Below are 15,777 nucleotides of genomic sequence, written 5' to 3'. Positions count from 1 at the left end.
GCAGTCTCATGATCAGGTTTCTCGCATTGCTCTTCGTGGCGATGCTCGTTCCGTCTGCACCAGGCAGTGCAGAGGACCTATTTGCATTGGCGCGGCTCGATCCGGAACGCTCCGAGATCGTCGACCGCCAGGGCGGCTTCGACGTCGTGCTGACCCTCAGCCAGCCGGTGCCCTACCGCGTGGCCACGCTCGCCGATCCGCCCCGGCTGGTCATGGACTTCCGCGAGGTGGATTTCGCGCCCCTGCGTCCGGGCGGTCTCGGGTTCAGCCCCGCGGTGTCGGGCGTGCGCTCCGGTGCGATTCAGGCCGGCTGGTCCCGGCTGGTGCTGGACCTCGCGGGTCCGTATGCCGTCGACCTGGCCGGCATGGAGACGGATGCCGACGATGGGAGCGCGCGGATCGAGGTGAAGCTGCGGGAAACCGATCCGACGACGTTCGCCGCCCGCTCCGGTGCGCCGGTCAGCACGGCGGTGCCGAGGGAAGGAATGGCCAGCCCTGCGCCTCCGCCGCGAGCGGACGACGGGCGGATGACGGTGGTGATCGACCCCGGGCATGGCGGCGTCGATCCGGGGGCGGTGCGCGACGGCGTGCACGAGGCCGATCTGGTTCTGACCTTCGCCCGGGACCTGCGGGAGGCGCTCCTGCGGTCCGGGATGTTCGATGTGGCGCTGACCCGGGAGGCCGACGAATTCGTCTCGCTGGAAGCGCGGCTCGACCTCGCGCGCAAGGCGGAGGGCGATGTCTTCCTGTCGCTCCACGCCGACGCCGTGGCGGAGGGCATCGCCCGCGGTGCGCAGATCTATACGTTGTCGCAGGCTGCTTCTTCCCGCGCGTCGGAAAAGCTGGCGGAGCGCCACGACCGGGACGACCTGTTGGCGGGAATCGACCTGACGGGGCAGGACGATGAGGTGGCCCACGTGCTGATGTCGCTTGCCCGCACCGAGACCTCGCCGCGCAATGACGCCCTTGGGCGGTCGTTGCTGGCGGGGTTCCGCAAGGCCGGGGTGAAGCTGCACAAGCGGCCGCTGGAATCGGCCAACTTCTCGGTCCTGAAGGCACCGGACATGCCGTCGGTCCTGATCGAACTCGGGTTCATGTCGAGCCCGGGCGAACTGGAGAAGCTGATGGACCCGGTGTGGCGGGTGGCGGCGGCCGACGCCATCGCGAGTTCGCTCGCAGACTGGGCGGACGAAGACCGCGCCCGTGCCGCGCTGGCCAGGCACTGATGCAGGCCGCGGGAGCACAGCAATCGCCGTTCGGCGACGCGCCTCCCGCCCGGGAGCACGAACTACCGGCGGAAAAATCGCGGGCCGCGCGCAGCGCGGCCTGGCCCAACGGGAGGAGGCGTCGCTTCGCGGCGCTGACGATGGGCGGGAGACCCCCGGGGTGTCCCGCCGCGATCCCGGCCGGGGTTCGGCCACGCAGACGTGATCACGTCCGCTGCCGTGGTGGCCGCCGCCCGCGCGGATGCTTTTGACCGCCCTCCCGGGCTTGCGTATAACCCGCCTCAGTCACGCACAGGACGATTTCATGCTTCGCGCGCTCTTCAGCCTACTCGGCGGCCTTTTCACCCTGCTCGTCACCGGCCTGCTCTTCGTGGCGCTGATCGCCGGCGGTGTGCTCTGGATGTACAGCCGCGATCTGCCCAACCACGAGGAACTGGCGCTTTATGCGCCCAAGACCATCAGCCGGGTCTATTCCGGCGAGGGCCAGATCATCGACGAGTTCGCGGCGGAGCGACGGATCTTCGTGCCGGCAGAGGACATCCCGCCGCTGGTGAAGGAAGCTTTCTTTTCCGCCGAGGACAAGAATTTCTACGAGCACCACGGCTATGACCTTGCCGGCATCGCGAAGGCCGCCTTTGACGCCGCGCAAGGCGGGCGCTTGCGGGGCGCGTCCACCATCACCCAGCAGGTGATGAAGAACTTCCTTCTTTCCTCGGACCGCTCGATCGAGCGCAAGATGAAGGAGATCCTGCTGGCCGCGCGCGTTGAACAGGCCCTGTCGAAGGACAAGATTCTCGAGCTCTACCTCAACGAGATTTTCCTCGGCTCCAACTCCTACGGCGTCGCCGCCGCCGCGCAGAGCTATTTCAACAAGACGCTGGACGAGCTGGAGCCGCACGAGGCTGCCTATCTTGCTGCGCTGCCCAAGGCGCCGTCGAACTACCACCCGGTTTACCAGAAGGACGCGGCCCTGCAGCGGCGGAACTTCGTCCTGCGGGAGATGCACGAGAACGGCTACCTCGACACCGCGACCTTCGAGGCCGAGCGCGAGAAACCCCTGCGCACGGTCCAGAACGGCGATTTCCCCTCGTTCCGGCGCAATCTGCCGCCGCGGGACTACTTCACCGACGAGATCCGCCGTCAGCTTTCGGGCGATTTCGGCAAGGATGAGTTCTTCGGCGGTGGTCTGGCCATTCGCGCCACCGTCGATCCCGACCTGCAGTTCGCCGCGGCCAAGTCGTTGCGGAAGGCACTGGAGGACTACGACCGCTCGCTCGGCGTCTGGCGCAAGTCCCGTTTCAAGATCCCGCCCGAACAGCTTGACGGGGAGGACGCCTGGCGCGCCGCCCTGGGCGATAGCCGCATCGCCCGCGACATCGACCTCGACGGGCAATGGTTCCCCGCGGTCGTGCTCGACATCGCCGATCAGGCCATGACCCTCGGTGTGGAGACGGTGTCGGACCCGGTTCAGGTTCCCCGAGACGATATCGGCTGGATCAAGGGCAACTTCTTCGACAACTTCGAAGTGGGCGACGTGGTCCATGTACGCCGGATGACCAAGGACGGGGAATTCCTGCGCTGGTCGCTCAGGCAGGTTCCGCGCATCCAGGGGGCGTTCGTCGCGATGGACGTGCACACCGGCCGGGTGCTGGCCATGCAGGGGGGCTTCTCCTACCAGTCCTCGGTCTTCAACCGCGCCACACAGGCCACCCGTCAGCCCGGTTCCGCCTTCAAGCCCTTCGTCTATGCGGCGGCGCTCGATTCCGGCTATACGCCCGCGACCATCGTGATCGACGCGCCCATCGAGATCGACACCGCCGCCGGCATCTGGCGGCCCAAGAACGCCTCCAACCGGTTCTACGGGCCGACGCCGCTCCGGACGGGCATCGAGCGGAGCCGGAACCTGATGACCGTGCGCCTCGCGCAGGAGGTCGGCATGGACACGGTCGCTCGCTATGCCGAGGATTTCGGCGTCTACGACCACCTCGGCCGGTACCTCGCCAACGCGCTCGGCAGCCAGGAAACGACGCTCTACAAGATGGTGTCGGCCTATTCGATGTTTGCCAACGGCGGAGAACGGGTGGAACCGACGCTGGTCGACCGGGTGCAGGACCGCTGGGGCGCCACGATCTATCGCCACGACCAGCGCCTTTGCCCGGATTGCGAGGTCGCTTCCCTCCAGCCGGGGCTGGCGCCGCGGATCGTCTCCAACCGCAAGCAGGCGATCGACGCCATCACCGCCTATCAGCTCACCTCGATGATGAAGGGCGTGGTGGAACGCGGCACCGCCGCCAGCACGGTCGGGGCGGCCAACCTCGGCGTGCCGGTGGCCGGCAAGACGGGCACCACCAACGATGCCAAGGACGTCTGGTTCGTGGGCTTCACCTCCAACATCGCGGCAGGGTGCTACATGGGCTACGACCAGCCCCGCCCGCTGGGCAGCGGTGCCTCCGGCGGGGGCATGTGCGGGCCGGTCTTCACGCGGTTCATGAAGGAAGCCATCGCGAAATACGGCGGCGGCCCGTTCGCCGTGCCTGAAGGCGGCTATTTCGTGAACATCGATCGCTACACCGGATCGCGCCTGCCCGACGGTGCCAGAGGAGAGAACGTCGTGGCGGAGTATTTCCGCGTCGGCGAGGACCCGTTCTTCGGCACGCTGGCTTATGTCGACGGCGGCTTCGCCATGGGGGCGAACGTGCCGATGTTCTCGCGCGGCGAGAACGACGACGCCACCGATTCCACCACCGTCACCACGTCGACGGGCAAGAAGGTGGAGATCGCACCGAAGGCGAGTTTCGGATCCATGAGTTCCGGCGGCCTGTACTGACGGGGCGCGCCTCCCGCGACCCGGCGTCCTCTTGCAGTATCGCCGGGCGCATATCATGGCGGCCCCTGCCTCCGCGCCGCATCGCCTTTTGCTGGGGGTGCCAGGAGGGCATGGCGCGGCCGATAGATGGGACATTCGAACCAGATGACAGACGATTTCGTCGTGACGCGGCACCGCCACCTGGAGCAGATCGCCATGACTGCGTTGGAGGTTGGGCGGATGCTGAGCGAGACCGGCGCCAAGACCTCCGTCGTCTCGGCCGGCATGAAGAAGATCGCCGAAGGCCTCGGGGCGGACCGGGTCTACAGCCGGATCGGCTATGCCTCGCTGGCGCTGACCGTGGCGCACGGCGAGAACACCATTACCCGAATGATCGACGTCGGCCCGCTTGGCGTGAACATGCGCTTGAACCACGAGCTGCGGGAGCTGTGCCGGGTGGTGGAGCGGGGCGGGCCGGGCGTGGGGGATGTACGCGCATCCCTGAAGGCCCTGCGTGAGCAGACGCCGCATCACTCGCGCTGGCTGGTGGCCGTCTCGGCTGGGGTCGCCTGCGCGGCGTTCGGCCGGCTGCTGGGAGTCGACTGGCTGGCGCTGGTCCCCATCTTCGTGGCCAGCGCCGCGGGTCAATGGCTTCGGGTCTCCATGGTGCATCGGGGAGTGAACGTCTTCGTCATCGCGGCCATTGTGGCGTTCACCGCCTCGATCCTCTCCGGCACGCTGGCGATTGCCGTAGGCAGCCTGATGGTTCCGATGGCGATGACGGCCTCGGTGCTGTTGCTCGTGCCCGGCATTCCCGCCATGAACGCGCAGACCGACATCATGGAGGGATACCCCACCATGGGGAGCGCCCGGTTCGTCACTGTGGCAATGCTGCTGATGTTCATCACCGTGGGTCTCGGCGCGGCGCAGCTCCTGAATAGTGGCGGGCAAGGCAACCTGCTCTCCCAACAGCCCAGTGTGATCCATCATGCGGTCTTCGGCGCCATCGCCGCCGCCGGGTTCGGCGTTCTGTTCAACTTCGGCGCGCGCCGGTTGTTCTGGGCGTCCCTGGCGGGCGCGCTTGCGCTGAGCGTGCGGACGGTGGCGTTGCAGGCCGGCTGGAACCTGGAGGCGGCCTCCTTTGCCGCCGCTGCCGTGGTTGCGCTGGCGGTGGAACTGCTGCGGTTCGGTCCCTTCGAGGTCCGGCGGCCGCGCAGCGTTCTGGCGATTGCCGGGTGCATTCCCATGATCCCCGGCGGCGCGGCAACGAGCTGGATCATCGGGCTGCTGGAGCTGACGGCGCAATCGCCCGTCGATCCCGCCGCGAGCCTGCAGACCGCGGTCAGTGCGGGGCTGCGCGTGGTCTTCACCATCGGTGCGATCGGGGCCGGACTGACCATGGTGCGCTCCCTCGTGCCGCACGCCGAATTTCCCTGAGACGCGGTGGCCCGGCGTCGCTTGCTCCCGCTTGGGGTGCACGGTATGACGCTCATCTGACAGGAGGATGCGATGCGCGCCGAAATCCAGAACACCGTCGAAGCAATTCGCAAGTCGCTGACCCTGCTGGGCCAGCGGATGGACCTCGAGACCGCCGATCACCGGCTGGAGGAGTTCAACGCCCGGGTCGAGGACCCGACGCTCTGGGACGATCCGGCCGCGGCGCAGAAACTGATGCGCGACCGCCAGATGCTGGTGGATTCCATCACCAGCTATCGCAGCCTCGAACAGGAGCTGAACGACAACATCGAGCTGATCGACCTGGGCGAGATGGAGGAGGACGACGAGGTCGTCTCCGAGGCCGAAGCGGCGCTGCGGGCGCTGGCCGAAAAGGCCGCGGAGAAGGAGCTGGAGGCGCTGCTCGACGGCGAGGCCGACGGCAACGACACCTTCCTGGAGATCAATGCCGGGGCAGGGGGCACGGAGGCGTGTGACTGGGCCGCGATGCTCCAGCGGATGTACGTGCGATGGGCCGAAAAGCGCGGATACAAGGTGGAGCTTCAGTCCGAGGAACCGGGTACGGAGGCGGGTATCAAGTCCGTCGCCTACAAGATTTCGGGCGCGAACGCATACGGCTGGCTAAAGTCCGAAAGCGGTGTGCATCGGCTGGTGCGCATTTCGCCTTTCGGAAAGGGCACGCGGGAAACCTCCTTCGCGAGCGTCTGGGTCTATCCGGTGGTCGACGACAACATCGAGATCGACGTCAATCCGTCGGACATCCGGATCGACACCTACCGCTCCTCCGGCGCGGGCGGCCAGCACGTCAACACGACCGACTCCGCCGTCCGGATCACACACATGCCGACCGGCATAGTCGTGACCTCGTCCGAGAAGTCGCAGCACCAAAACCGCGACATCGCCATGAAGGCCCTGAAATCTCGCCTCTACCAGATGGAACTGGACCGGCGGAACGCCGCAATCACCGAGGCGCACGAGGCCAAGGGCTCCGCAGGCTGGGGCAACCAGATCCGTTCTTACGTGCTGCAACCCTACCAGATGGTGAAGGACTTACGCACGAACCACGAGACCTCCGACACGCAGGGGGTTCTCGACGGCGATCTGGACGGCTTCATGGCGGCAACGCTGGCCATGGACGTGGCTGGCAAAAGCCGCAGCGAGGCGCAGGCGGAGGACTGACCCAGCCGCGCCGGACTCGCCGCAGGATCGTCGCCCGGAGGCCCGGGTGAAAATGCGGTCTTGCGGAACCCCACGCTGCCTGACAGCGTTACACCGAGGGCGACGCCGCATCCGCCCGACCGAGAAAGCGAGGAACCGCCATGGCCACCACAACCACCGCCAAGAAGGACCCCGAGCGGGAAGATCTGGAAGAACAGCTCAAGGTGATCCGGGACGACGTCGCCAAGCTGACCGGGCTGTTGAAAAATCTCGCCGAGAGCAAAACCGCCGAGGCCCGCGATCAGGCCATGGCACGCGCACAGGACGTCCTCGACACCTCCGAACGGGCCTACCGGTCGACACGGGCGCGCGCCGAGGCTCAGGCGGAATCGCTGGAGGCCTATGTCGCCGACAAGCCGCTGCAGTCGACGCTTATTGCGCTCGGCATCGGCCTCGTGCTGGGCCGGATGTCCCGCCACTGACCGGGCGATCGCGGCCGCTCCGCGCGCTCGCCTCTTGATCTGACGGCCATCCCCCGGCCATTCTTCCCGTGCCGACAGGCGCGGGAGGATTTTTCATGACGACCAACGTGGTGGCGGAGGCTTCGCCACGCCCGGACATCGCCATTCTCGACGGAAGCGACCTCGCCTTCGCGCTCAGCATGGGCTGGCGGGATTTTCGCCGGGCGCCGGGCATCGGGCTGGTCTTCTCTGCCGTTTACGTTCTGGGCGGGTTGTTTCTGGCCTTCATATCGGGCGGGTTCGTCATGCAGACGGTCATCCTGGCGCTCGGGTTCCCGCTCGTTGCTCCATTCGTCGCGGTCGGGCTTTATGAGACCAGCCGACGGATTGAATCCGGCGCGCCGCTGGACCTCTATCAGATATTCGGCGTGGTCTGGAACGAGAAGAACCGGCAGATCCCGTGGGTGGGCGCGATCATCGTGTTCTACTTTCTGTTCTATTCCTTCTTTGCCCACATGCTGTTCGCGCTGTTCATGGGGCTGTCTGTGATGACGAACGTGTCCAGCTCATGGGACGTGTTCCTGACGGCGAATGGGCTAACGATGATCGCGGTGGAGTTGGCAGTGGGCGCCGTGCTGGGGTTTATTCTTTTCGGGCTGACCGTGTTTTCCCTGCCCTTGTTGGTCGACAAGGAGATCGACTTCATGACCGCCATGCTTCTGAGCTTCGAGGCGGTGCGGGAGAATCTCGCCGTGATGCTGCTCTGGGCCATTGTCATCGCGGTCTATCTGGTCGTGTCGATGATCCCCGCGTTCCTGGGACTGTTCGTGTCCTTGCCCGTTCTCGGGCATGCGACCTGGCACCTTTACCGACGCGCGCTCATCCATCCGGAAGACGTGGCGGAGAGCAGCGAGATCGCCGCCTCCGCCTGAGCAGCGCTAGCGGATACCAGGCGGCGGCATCCCGGGTCAGCGGCGGAGCATGTTCCGAAGGTGAAGGAACCCCGATCGGAGCCGCCTCTCGGCGTGCAGCACCCCTGTGTGATCGGGCCGGGCCGGCCGAAGCGCGATCGCGCGCGAGACACCGGCGTGGCACAGGATGCGCTCGAAGACCCGTTCGTCGAAATTCGGCCGTCGATTGAGATAGAACCCGATCTGACCCGGCGTAAGCGCGCGGGCGATGTCGTCGTTCACGGTGTGCACGGTTTGACGTTTTTCAACCGCCTCCTGCGCCTCCCGGACGCCAATATCCACCACCTCCTCCAATTGATCGTCGCGGAAGGAGAAGCCGTGTTCGAGCAACAGGCAGTAGAGGCTGATCTGCTGCATGTCCTGCCCGCTGTCTTCGAAGCTGACGCCGTCATGCTCCTCCGGCGCATATCTTTGCTTCCAGCGGGAGACGAGCCATTGGGGGGCGGGAAGCGACTGGCCGCGATAGGCGCTCAGGAGCATCCGTGCGCGGTTGTGGCAGCCGTTCGGACCCCGAAGTTCGGACCAGTAGCGATGGCGCAGCAGGTCGCCGGCGCGCAGAAGATCGAGCATGAGGTGCCCACGTTCCTCTGCAGAGAGGAGTTCCAACTCAGCGGTGCCGACGGGACGTGGCCCTTGCCGGCGACGGCGCCCAGAGGCGAGGATCTTGCGGTTGAACGGGTGAAGCTCCGAAATCATCCGTGCTTCCCGGGCCAGGCCGCCCAGGAACGTCAGCCGCGTTTCCCGGAAGGCGCGGGTTTCCTCCTCCGGGATGCCCACCAGCCGGCAAAGCCCGACGAGGCCGAAGACCTTTCCCTCGTCCACCACCTGCCATGTGCCGTTCTGGCCGTTCAGCAGCGCGCGGAAGGCCTGCCGAGTCGGGGCGGTCAGGCCTTCGGACGCCTGGCGAGCGAGAACGCGGTTGAGCCACAGGAGCGGTGTCCGTGCGAGCGGATCGGTATTGATGAGCCTGTCCGCGTCCCGGATCACAATGTTGCGCAGGTCGTCGTCTGACAGCCGCGCGCGCCGTTCCACGCCGTCAAATTCGAGCAGCCAGTCCGTTACCCGCGACAGCGTCTCCGGGAAGAACTCCGCATCGGGGTTCGGGGTGGTCCCGGCTCGAGCCTGGGCCAACAGCAGCACCCAGATCAGCCGGCCGAGTTCGTCGGACGGCAGTTTCAGCGCCTCCTCGATCCAGGGGGTGCGGACCTCCAGCATGACCCGCGACCGCTCGGCCTGTGGCATGGCAGACAGCGGGCCACGTGTGTGGGGCAGCATTTCGGCCGGAATGCGGGCCAGCTTGTCCGCCATTGGATGGCCGAGCCTCTTGCGTCCGTCCTTCGGGGCGAAGGTGCGGGCGATCGCGAACGGGTCGTTCAGATCGAAGATCGTCGCCATGGCGGGCACTCCTGTCGGTCCTGCAACAGGTGTTCCGCGCGATTTGGGCCGGGGTGGGGCCGTCCGGGGGCGCCCAAATGAAAAGGCGGTTCCGAAAGGAACCGCCTACAGCAAAGTTCGTGACTGTGGCCGGATCAGCCCTCGGGGGCGGGCGCAGGCGCCTTGCCGGAGCGCTGGCTGCTGCTGCTCAAGGGATCGTCCTGGCGTTGCACGGAGCCCTCGAAATGGGCGCCGCTCTCGATGGCGATCGTCTTGTGGATGATGTCGCCTTCGACCTTGGCGGTGGAGGTCAGACGCACCTTCAGGCCGCGGACGCGCCCGACGATACGGCCGTTGACCACCACGTCATCGGCAACGCATTCGCCGCGGATGGTGGCGTTCTCGCCGATGGTGAGAAGGTGGGCGCGGATGTCGCCCTCGATGGTGCCCTCGACCTGGATGTCACCGGAGGTCTTGATGTTGCCAGTGATCGTGAGGTCAGACGACAGAACCGATGCCGGTGGCTTGGCCTTGGGCGGGGAGGCCGGTCGGTCCATCGCGGGCGCACTGCTCGTCGGCTGCTTCGCTGCCTCGGACCCTTTTGCGGTCTCGGTGTCCTTCCCAGGGCCAGGCTCGTTGATTCGGCTCTTAGAAAACATCTTTGGCTGCCTTGATAAAGTTCATAGGGTTTACGGGCTTGCCGTTCACGTGCACCTCGTAGTGCAGGTGGGTGCCGGTGGACCGTCCGGTACTGCCCATATCACCGATCCTCTGCCCTTTCGAGACCCTTTGACCCTCTTTCACCCGAAGCCGCGACATGTGACCGTACCATGTCTCGACGCCGAAATCGTGCCGGATCTTGATCATCTGTCCGAAGCCGGAATGCCAACCAGACGTCGTGACGACCCCGTCGGCCGTGGCGTAAATCGGCGTGCCGTTGCCTGCGGCAAAATCGGTGCCGTTGTGCATCCGGCCCCACCGCGGACCGAACGGGCTGGTGAAGCGGAAGGAATCCTTGAGCGGCATGCCGAAGGGCGCGCGCTCTGCCGCGATCCGGTAAAGGTTCATCCGGTCGAGGCCTTCGAGCAGCAGGTTGGCGCGGGATTCGTCAGCCGACGGCGCGCTGCCCTTGGTCGAGAACGAGATCGGCGTCAGCGGGCCGCCCTGACCGGAATAGCCCTTCTTGACCGCGTTCAGCAGCTTCTCCGGGGGCAGGCCGGCTTTGGTGAACATCTTCTCCAGCGGTTCAACCGAGACGGTCAGCGCCTCTTCGAGCTGGGTGAAGATCTTGTCGTTGCGGTCCAGGATCAGGTCGCGTTCGAAGGTGGCCGCCTCGGCCTCCTCCAGCGCCAACTCGGCTTCCTTGGCCAGGTCGTCACGTTCGACGGCGGTGCGCTCCAGCGCTTCGTTCAGGAATGCGAGCGTCGCGTCGACTTCCGCCACGGAGGCGCCGTCGTCGTCTTCCACGGCGCGGCCTTCGAGTTGGGCGGTAACCTGCTCCTTCGCCGCCATGGCGGTGTCGCGTTCGTGGATGGTGCGGCGCAGGGTGGTCTGGACGACGCCGATGCCGGTTTCAAGCTCGCGCAGGCGGGCCTCGGACTCCAGCAGCTTGGACTGCATCGCCGAAACCTGGGTGAGGGCGGCGTTGAACCGTTGGTGCGCCGTGAGCGCCTCGGCCTCCGCGGACTCCCGTGACTGCGACAGGCTGTTCAGCCGCTCCTCGTAGAGCGCCCGGTCGCGCCCGGCCTGCTCCCGCACATTGCCGGCGCCGATCATGTCCATCAGCAGGATTGAGGAGGCGATAATGGCCCAGGCGATCGTCGCCGTGGAGCCGAACAGCGCCAGCGCGATGGTGCCGGGGCGGAGCCGGATGAATCGTGTATTATCATTGTCCGAGCGGAGGAACAGTCTCTGTTCCGGAAACCATCGCTCAAAGAAATTGTGAATGCGGTCGTTGAGTCGCGTCTGCACCCGTCCCGTCCTCTGCGTCGCCATTGTTTAGTGTTTACTCGGCGATGCCGTCCCCTGGCTCGCCGTTGGCATCGGGCTTACGGTGCGGTTCCACAGGGCGCAACATTTTTGGGGAAACGTTGCTGATCGGCGGCGGTATCGGCCGGGAATTGGCAATAATTCGCCTACTCCGGCAGCGGTTTCCGGCGGACATGACGCGCGCCGCGGCAAAGCGCGGGGTTGCGGGGACGGGGCCAAGAATGGGCAGACGGGCGGCTCGTAGATCGACCGTCGGGGGCACACGGGCCCCTTTCTGTCCCCGTCCGAAACCGTAGGATCGGGCCGCGCGGAGGGTGGTGCGCCGCCCTCCGGGCCCGGCGTTCAGGTGGGCAGGCCGGTCACGCTCAGAGCCCGCGCACGGCCTCCAGAACGGCATCGGCGTGGCCTTGCACCTTCACTTTCGGCCAGACCTCCCGCACGATGCCCTCGCCGTCAATCAGGAACGTCGTACGTTCAATGCCCATGAAGGTCTTGCCGTACATCTTCTTTTCCTTGAAGACGCCGTAGCGTTCACAAACGTCGCTCTCCGCGTCAGACAGCAGGATGACCCCGAGCTCATGCTTGTCGCGGAACTTGTCGTGTTTCTCGACAGTATCTTTCGAGACCCCGAGCACCACGGCGCCCGCCGCTTCGAATTCCGCAAGTGCGCCGGTAAAGTCGACGGCTTCGGTGGTGCAGCCAGAGGTGTCGTCGCGTGGGTAGAAGTAAAGGACCACGACCTTCGGCTTCAGCGCCGACAGGGTGACGTCGCCGCCGCCGTCGCGGGGCAGGGTGAAATCGGGGGCAGAGGTTCCGGTGTCGATCATTTGAATGTCATTCCTCGAAACAGTAGCACTACTTCCTTTCTAGTTCCCGGCGCGCAAAGATAAAGCGAGCCGGGGTGGCCCCCGGCAGGGAAAGACGTGACAGACCAGGAACCGAACGACATCGCTGCGGAAGCGGCCCCCCCTGCAGAGGACGGCCGGACCACGGAAGGCGGGCAAGGCGTGCGGCGCCGTTCGCGTCGGCGCAAGCGGCGTGCCCTGTTGTGGGGCGTGTTCCTGCTGTTCGATCTCGTGCTGGTGCTGGGGGTAGCGGTGTTGATCGGCGGCGCGATGTTGGCCGGTCGCGATCTGCCTGCGCCGCAGTGGGTCGCGGAAAAAGCCGGTGCCGTACTTTCGGAAGGTCTCGGCGGCGGCCAGGTGGAGGTCGGGCAGGTGACGCTCCGGGTCGAGCACCGAAGCCTGCCGGAAATCGCCTTTCGCGACGTGCACGTCACTGCGCCCAATGGGGCGGAACTGGTCGCCGTACCCGCCGTTGGCGTGCGGCTGGACAAGCGCGCGCTGCTGGAGCGCAAGGTGCGCCCCGAAGCTCTGCGCGTCGACGGCGCGACTGTCCGGCTCCGGCGCAAGCCCGACGGCACGCTGGACCTCGGTTTCGGCAACGGCATGGCGCCTGCACGTCTCGGCTCGGTCGAGCAGGCGATCGCCGTTGTACGGGACACCTTCGACCTTCCCGGGCTGCAACCGATCCGCAGGATCGACGTTCAGGGGCTCGACATGCACTTCGAGGACCAGCGCGCGGACAAGGTCTGGCGGGTGGAGGACGGGGCGCTTGCACTGGTCAGGGACGATGACACGCTCTCGCTGTCGGTGGATCTGACGCTGCCCGAAGGCGATGCCGATCCGGGGACCGAGACGCCCACCGCAACCGTCGCGCTCCGCCTGGCCCTCGGGACAGAGGCTGGATCGCCGGCGCAGTTCTCCGCCCTCGTCGACGGGGTCGCGGCTCGGGAAATCGCGTCCCAAGGGCCGGCGCTGTCTTGGCTGGAGCCGCTGGACGCGCGGGTCTCGGGCGCCCTGATTGCTGCTCTGGACGAATCCGACCGCATGGAGACGCTCAATGGCACCCTGGAAATCGGCGAGGGGGTGTTCCAGCCGGAACGCGCGGCCCGCCCAGTTCCGTTCGACGGCGCGCGGGCCTACTTCAGCTATGAGCCGGAGGATGCCCGCCTGCGCTTCGACGAGCTCGAACTCCGGTCGCCGGACGGCACTTTTGCCGCCGTCGGTCATGCCTACCTCGAGGGGTTGGATACCGGATGGCCGACCGCCATCGTCGGGCAACTCAGCTTCTCCGACGTCACGCTCGATCCGCCGGGCCTTCTGCCTGGCCCGGCCGTCTTCGAGACAGGCTTTCTCGATATCAAGGTGGAGTTTGCCCCTTTCGTGGCTCGCATCGGCCAGTTCGTCCTGACGACACCCCAGAATGACGGGTCCGCTGCGAGCCGGTTGGAGACCTCGGGGCGGATCACTGCCGACCAGACCGGATGGCACGTGGCACTCGACATTGGCTTGGACGAAATCGAGGCCGGCCGGCTGTTCTCCCTGTGGCCGCTGCAGCTTGTCCCGCGTACGCGCGAGTGGATCGAGACCCGCCTGAGTGCTGGCACCTTGTTCGACGCCAATGCCGGTCTGCGGTTCGATCAAGGCCAAAGACCCGACGCCTCCCTCACTTTCGAGTTCCGCGACAGCCAGATACGCCCTTTGCAAAGTCTGCCGCCGATCGAGGCGGCAACCGGCTACGCGTCGCTCGGGCGCGACGTCTTTTCGCTCTCGCTCGACGCGGGCCGGATCGTGCCGCCGGAGGGCGGCGCGGTCGACATCGCCGGGTCGGTGTTCAAGATCGGAGACCTGAAGGCCGAGCCGAAGGTCGCCGAGATCCTCTGGCGCTCCACCTCTCCGGTGGTCGCCGGACTGTCGCTGCTCGATCAGGAGCCCTTCCGGTTTCTGGAAAAAGCTGGCCAGCCGGTGGACCTCGCCACGGGGCAGGCGTCCGTTCAGGGACGCATCGCCTTCCCGATCCGCCCGAAGCTCACCGGCAGCGATGTTGATTTCGACATTGCCGGAGAAGCCATGGGGGCGGCGTCCGACAAGGTCGTTCCGAACCGGCGCCTGACGGCGGACCGGCTGGACCTGCACGCCACGCCGGAAGCGCTGACCGTGGCAGGTGCCGCCGAACTGGACGGCGTGCCGGCCGACGGCACCTTCACCCTGCCACTCGGACCCGCGGGGCAGGAGCAGGCCCCGGCCGTGGAGGGCACGGTTCGGATCGGCGAGAAATTCGTCTCAACCTTCGGCATCGGCCTGCCGGACAACAGCGTCACTGGCGCCGGCCCGGCCCAGTTCAGGGTTGAGTTGCCGCAAGGGGCGCCGCCGACGTTCAGCCTGACGTCGGCGCTCAACGGTGTCGGACTCTCCCTGCCCACACTGTCCTGGTCCAAACGCGCGGCCTCCGAGGGGCGCCTGCGCGTCGCCGGTCGCCTGGGGCAGCCGCCAGAAGTGACGGTTTTGGAAATCGAGGCCTCAGGCCTCTCCGCTTCCGGCGCCGTCTCGGTCACCCCGGAGGGTGCGCTCGAACGGGCCCGGTTCGACAGGCTGTCGCTCGCCGGCTGGCTCGACGCGCCCGTCACCCTCACCGGCCGAGGCGCGGGGCGCACGCCGGCGATCGCTGTCTCCGGCGGCCAGCTCGACCTGCGCCGTGCGCCATTCGGCGGCGGGAGCGGGGGCGGTGGCGGCGGTGGCGGGGCCAGCGGGCCAATCACCCTGTCTCTCGACCGCCTTCAGGTCACCGACAACCTGTCGCTCGCCCCCTTCCGCGGCGACATCGTTCCCGGCAGCGGACCGGCGGGAAACTTCACCGGCCGCGTAAATGGGCAGGCGCCCGTGAGCGGATCCCTGGCGCCCGGACAGTCCGGGGGGGCCGCCGTCAGCATTCGCTCCGACAACGCCGGCGCCGTGTTCAAGGCAGCCGGCTTCTTCCGCAAGGCCGAGGGTGGCACGCTCTCGCTCGTGCTCCAACCGACCGGTGAGGAGGGCGCGTATGATGGCCAGCTCAAGGTCGAAAACGTCCGCCTGCGCGGCGCATCCGGCATCGCGGCGCTTGCCAACGCAATCTCGGTCGTGGGTCTGCTGGACGAGTTGAGCGGCTCCGGCATCGTCTTCAGCAATATCCAGGCCGCCTTCCGCTTGACGCCGCGCTACCTGCAGGTCACACGCTCCTCCGGCGTCGGGCCCTCGCTCGGCATCACGATGGAAGGGGTCTACGACATGGTGGGCGACCGGTTGGACATGCAGGGCGTGTTCTCCCCGATCTACATGGTCAATTCCATCGGCTCCATCTTCACCCGCCGGGGCGAGGGGCTGTTCGGCGTGACCTACCGGATGCGCGGCTCCTCCGACGATCCCTCCGTCGAGGTGAACCCGCTCTCCATGCTGACACCGGGCATGTTCCGCGAGATCTTCCGCGCCCCGCCCCCGCAGCCTCGCAACGGGGGGTGA

Annotated in this window: 11 protein-coding genes; 7 read left to right on the top strand and 4 right to left on the bottom strand. The window is 66.7% G+C overall.

The features are described from left to right. Positions 1 to 8: 8 nt before the first annotated feature. The 6 genes from BM075_RS03025 to BM075_RS03000 all read left to right on the top strand — a co-directional run bounded on the left by BM075_RS03025 (position 9) and on the right by BM075_RS03000 (position 8,038). Positions 9 to 1,226: an N-acetylmuramoyl-L-alanine amidase gene (locus BM075_RS03025; RefSeq protein ID WP_093359171.1), complete on the top strand. Its 1,218-nt coding sequence runs from the start codon at positions 9 to 11 to the stop codon at positions 1,224 to 1,226. Between the two features lie 304 nt (positions 1,227 to 1,530). Next, complete coding sequence (locus BM075_RS03020) at positions 1,531 to 4,053, top strand: penicillin-binding protein 1A (protein WP_093359170.1); 2,523 nt, start codon at positions 1,531 to 1,533, stop codon at positions 4,051 to 4,053. A gap of 144 nt (positions 4,054 to 4,197) precedes the next feature. After that, entirely contained in the window at positions 4,198 to 5,469 is a 1,272-nt protein-coding gene (locus tag BM075_RS24730) for a threonine/serine exporter family protein (RefSeq protein ID WP_245758725.1), read from the top strand. A gap of 72 nt (positions 5,470 to 5,541) precedes the next feature. After that, positions 5,542 to 6,666, top strand: coding sequence for a peptide chain release factor 2 (gene prfB, locus BM075_RS03010; protein WP_093359169.1), 1,125 nt, complete (start codon positions 5,542 to 5,544; stop codon positions 6,664 to 6,666). A 140-nt stretch (positions 6,667 to 6,806) separates the two neighbouring features. Beyond that, positions 6,807 to 7,127, top strand: a complete 321-nt coding sequence (locus BM075_RS03005) for an ElaB/YgaM/YqjD family protein (RefSeq protein WP_093359168.1) — start codon at positions 6,807 to 6,809, stop codon at positions 7,125 to 7,127. Between the two features lie 95 nt (positions 7,128 to 7,222). Beyond that, positions 7,223 to 8,038, top strand: coding sequence for a DUF2189 domain-containing protein (locus tag BM075_RS03000; protein WP_093359167.1), 816 nt, complete (start codon positions 7,223 to 7,225; stop codon positions 8,036 to 8,038). 36 nt (positions 8,039 to 8,074) lie between these two features. Here the strand turns inward: BM075_RS03000 and BM075_RS02995 are convergent, their stop codons facing one another. The 4 genes from BM075_RS02995 to BM075_RS02980 all read right to left on the bottom strand — a co-directional run bounded on the left by BM075_RS02995 (position 8,075) and on the right by BM075_RS02980 (position 12,267). Then, entirely contained in the window at positions 8,075 to 9,472 is a 1,398-nt protein-coding gene (locus BM075_RS02995) for a hypothetical protein (protein WP_093359166.1), read from the bottom strand. Positions 9,473 to 9,606: 134 nt separating this feature from the next. After that, the gene (locus tag BM075_RS02990; protein WP_093359165.1) at positions 9,607 to 10,110 is read right to left on the bottom strand and encodes a bactofilin family protein; all 504 of its coding nucleotides are present in this window, start codon (positions 10,108 to 10,110) and stop codon (positions 9,607 to 9,609) included. After that, positions 10,100 to 11,422, bottom strand: coding sequence for a M23 family metallopeptidase (locus tag BM075_RS02985; RefSeq protein WP_093359164.1), 1,323 nt, complete (start codon positions 11,420 to 11,422; stop codon positions 10,100 to 10,102). Before BM075_RS02985 ends, BM075_RS02990 begins: the two co-directional genes overlap by 11 nt. Before the next feature lie 383 nt (positions 11,423 to 11,805). Further along, complete coding sequence (locus BM075_RS02980) at positions 11,806 to 12,267, bottom strand: peroxiredoxin (RefSeq protein WP_093359163.1); 462 nt, start codon at positions 12,265 to 12,267, stop codon at positions 11,806 to 11,808. 96 nt (positions 12,268 to 12,363) lie between these two features. Between BM075_RS02980 and BM075_RS02975 the strand changes: the two genes are divergently transcribed. Then, positions 12,364 to 15,777 carry an AsmA-like C-terminal region-containing protein gene (locus BM075_RS02975; RefSeq protein ID WP_093359162.1) on the top strand — a complete coding sequence of 1,138 codons (3,414 nt, stop codon included), beginning with the start codon at positions 12,364 to 12,366 and terminating at the stop codon, positions 15,775 to 15,777.

The organism is Tropicimonas isoalkanivorans (genome assembly GCF_900112335.1).
Lineage (GTDB): Bacteria > Pseudomonadota > Alphaproteobacteria > Rhodobacterales > Rhodobacteraceae > Tropicimonas > Tropicimonas isoalkanivorans.
Note: the sequence above shows the minus strand (reverse complement) of the source record. Positions and strands in the feature narration are given on the sequence as shown.

Bases quoted from the DNA above. Each gene is read 5' to 3' on its own strand.
- BM075_RS03025 (WP_093359171.1), top strand. From the start codon at position 9: ATGATCAGGTTTCTCGCATTGCTCTTCGTGGCGATGCTCGTTCCGTCT.
- BM075_RS03020 (WP_093359170.1), top strand. From the start codon at position 1,531: ATGCTTCGCGCGCTCTTCAGCCTACTCGGCGGCCTTTTCACCCTGCTC.
- BM075_RS24730 (WP_245758725.1), top strand. From the start codon at position 4,198: ATGACAGACGATTTCGTCGTGACGCGGCACCGCCACCTGGAGCAGATC.
- prfB (WP_093359169.1), top strand. From the start codon at position 5,542: ATGCGCGCCGAAATCCAGAACACCGTCGAAGCAATTCGCAAGTCGCTG.
- BM075_RS03005 (WP_093359168.1), top strand. From the start codon at position 6,807: ATGGCCACCACAACCACCGCCAAGAAGGACCCCGAGCGGGAAGATCTG.
- BM075_RS03000 (WP_093359167.1), top strand. From the start codon at position 7,223: ATGACGACCAACGTGGTGGCGGAGGCTTCGCCACGCCCGGACATCGCC.
- BM075_RS02995 (WP_093359166.1), bottom strand. From the start codon at position 9,472: ATGGCGACGATCTTCGATCTGAACGACCCGTTCGCGATCGCCCGCACC.
- BM075_RS02990 (WP_093359165.1), bottom strand. From the start codon at position 10,110: ATGTTTTCTAAGAGCCGAATCAACGAGCCTGGCCCTGGGAAGGACACC.
- BM075_RS02980 (WP_093359163.1), bottom strand. From the start codon at position 12,267: ATGATCGACACCGGAACCTCTGCCCCCGATTTCACCCTGCCCCGCGAC.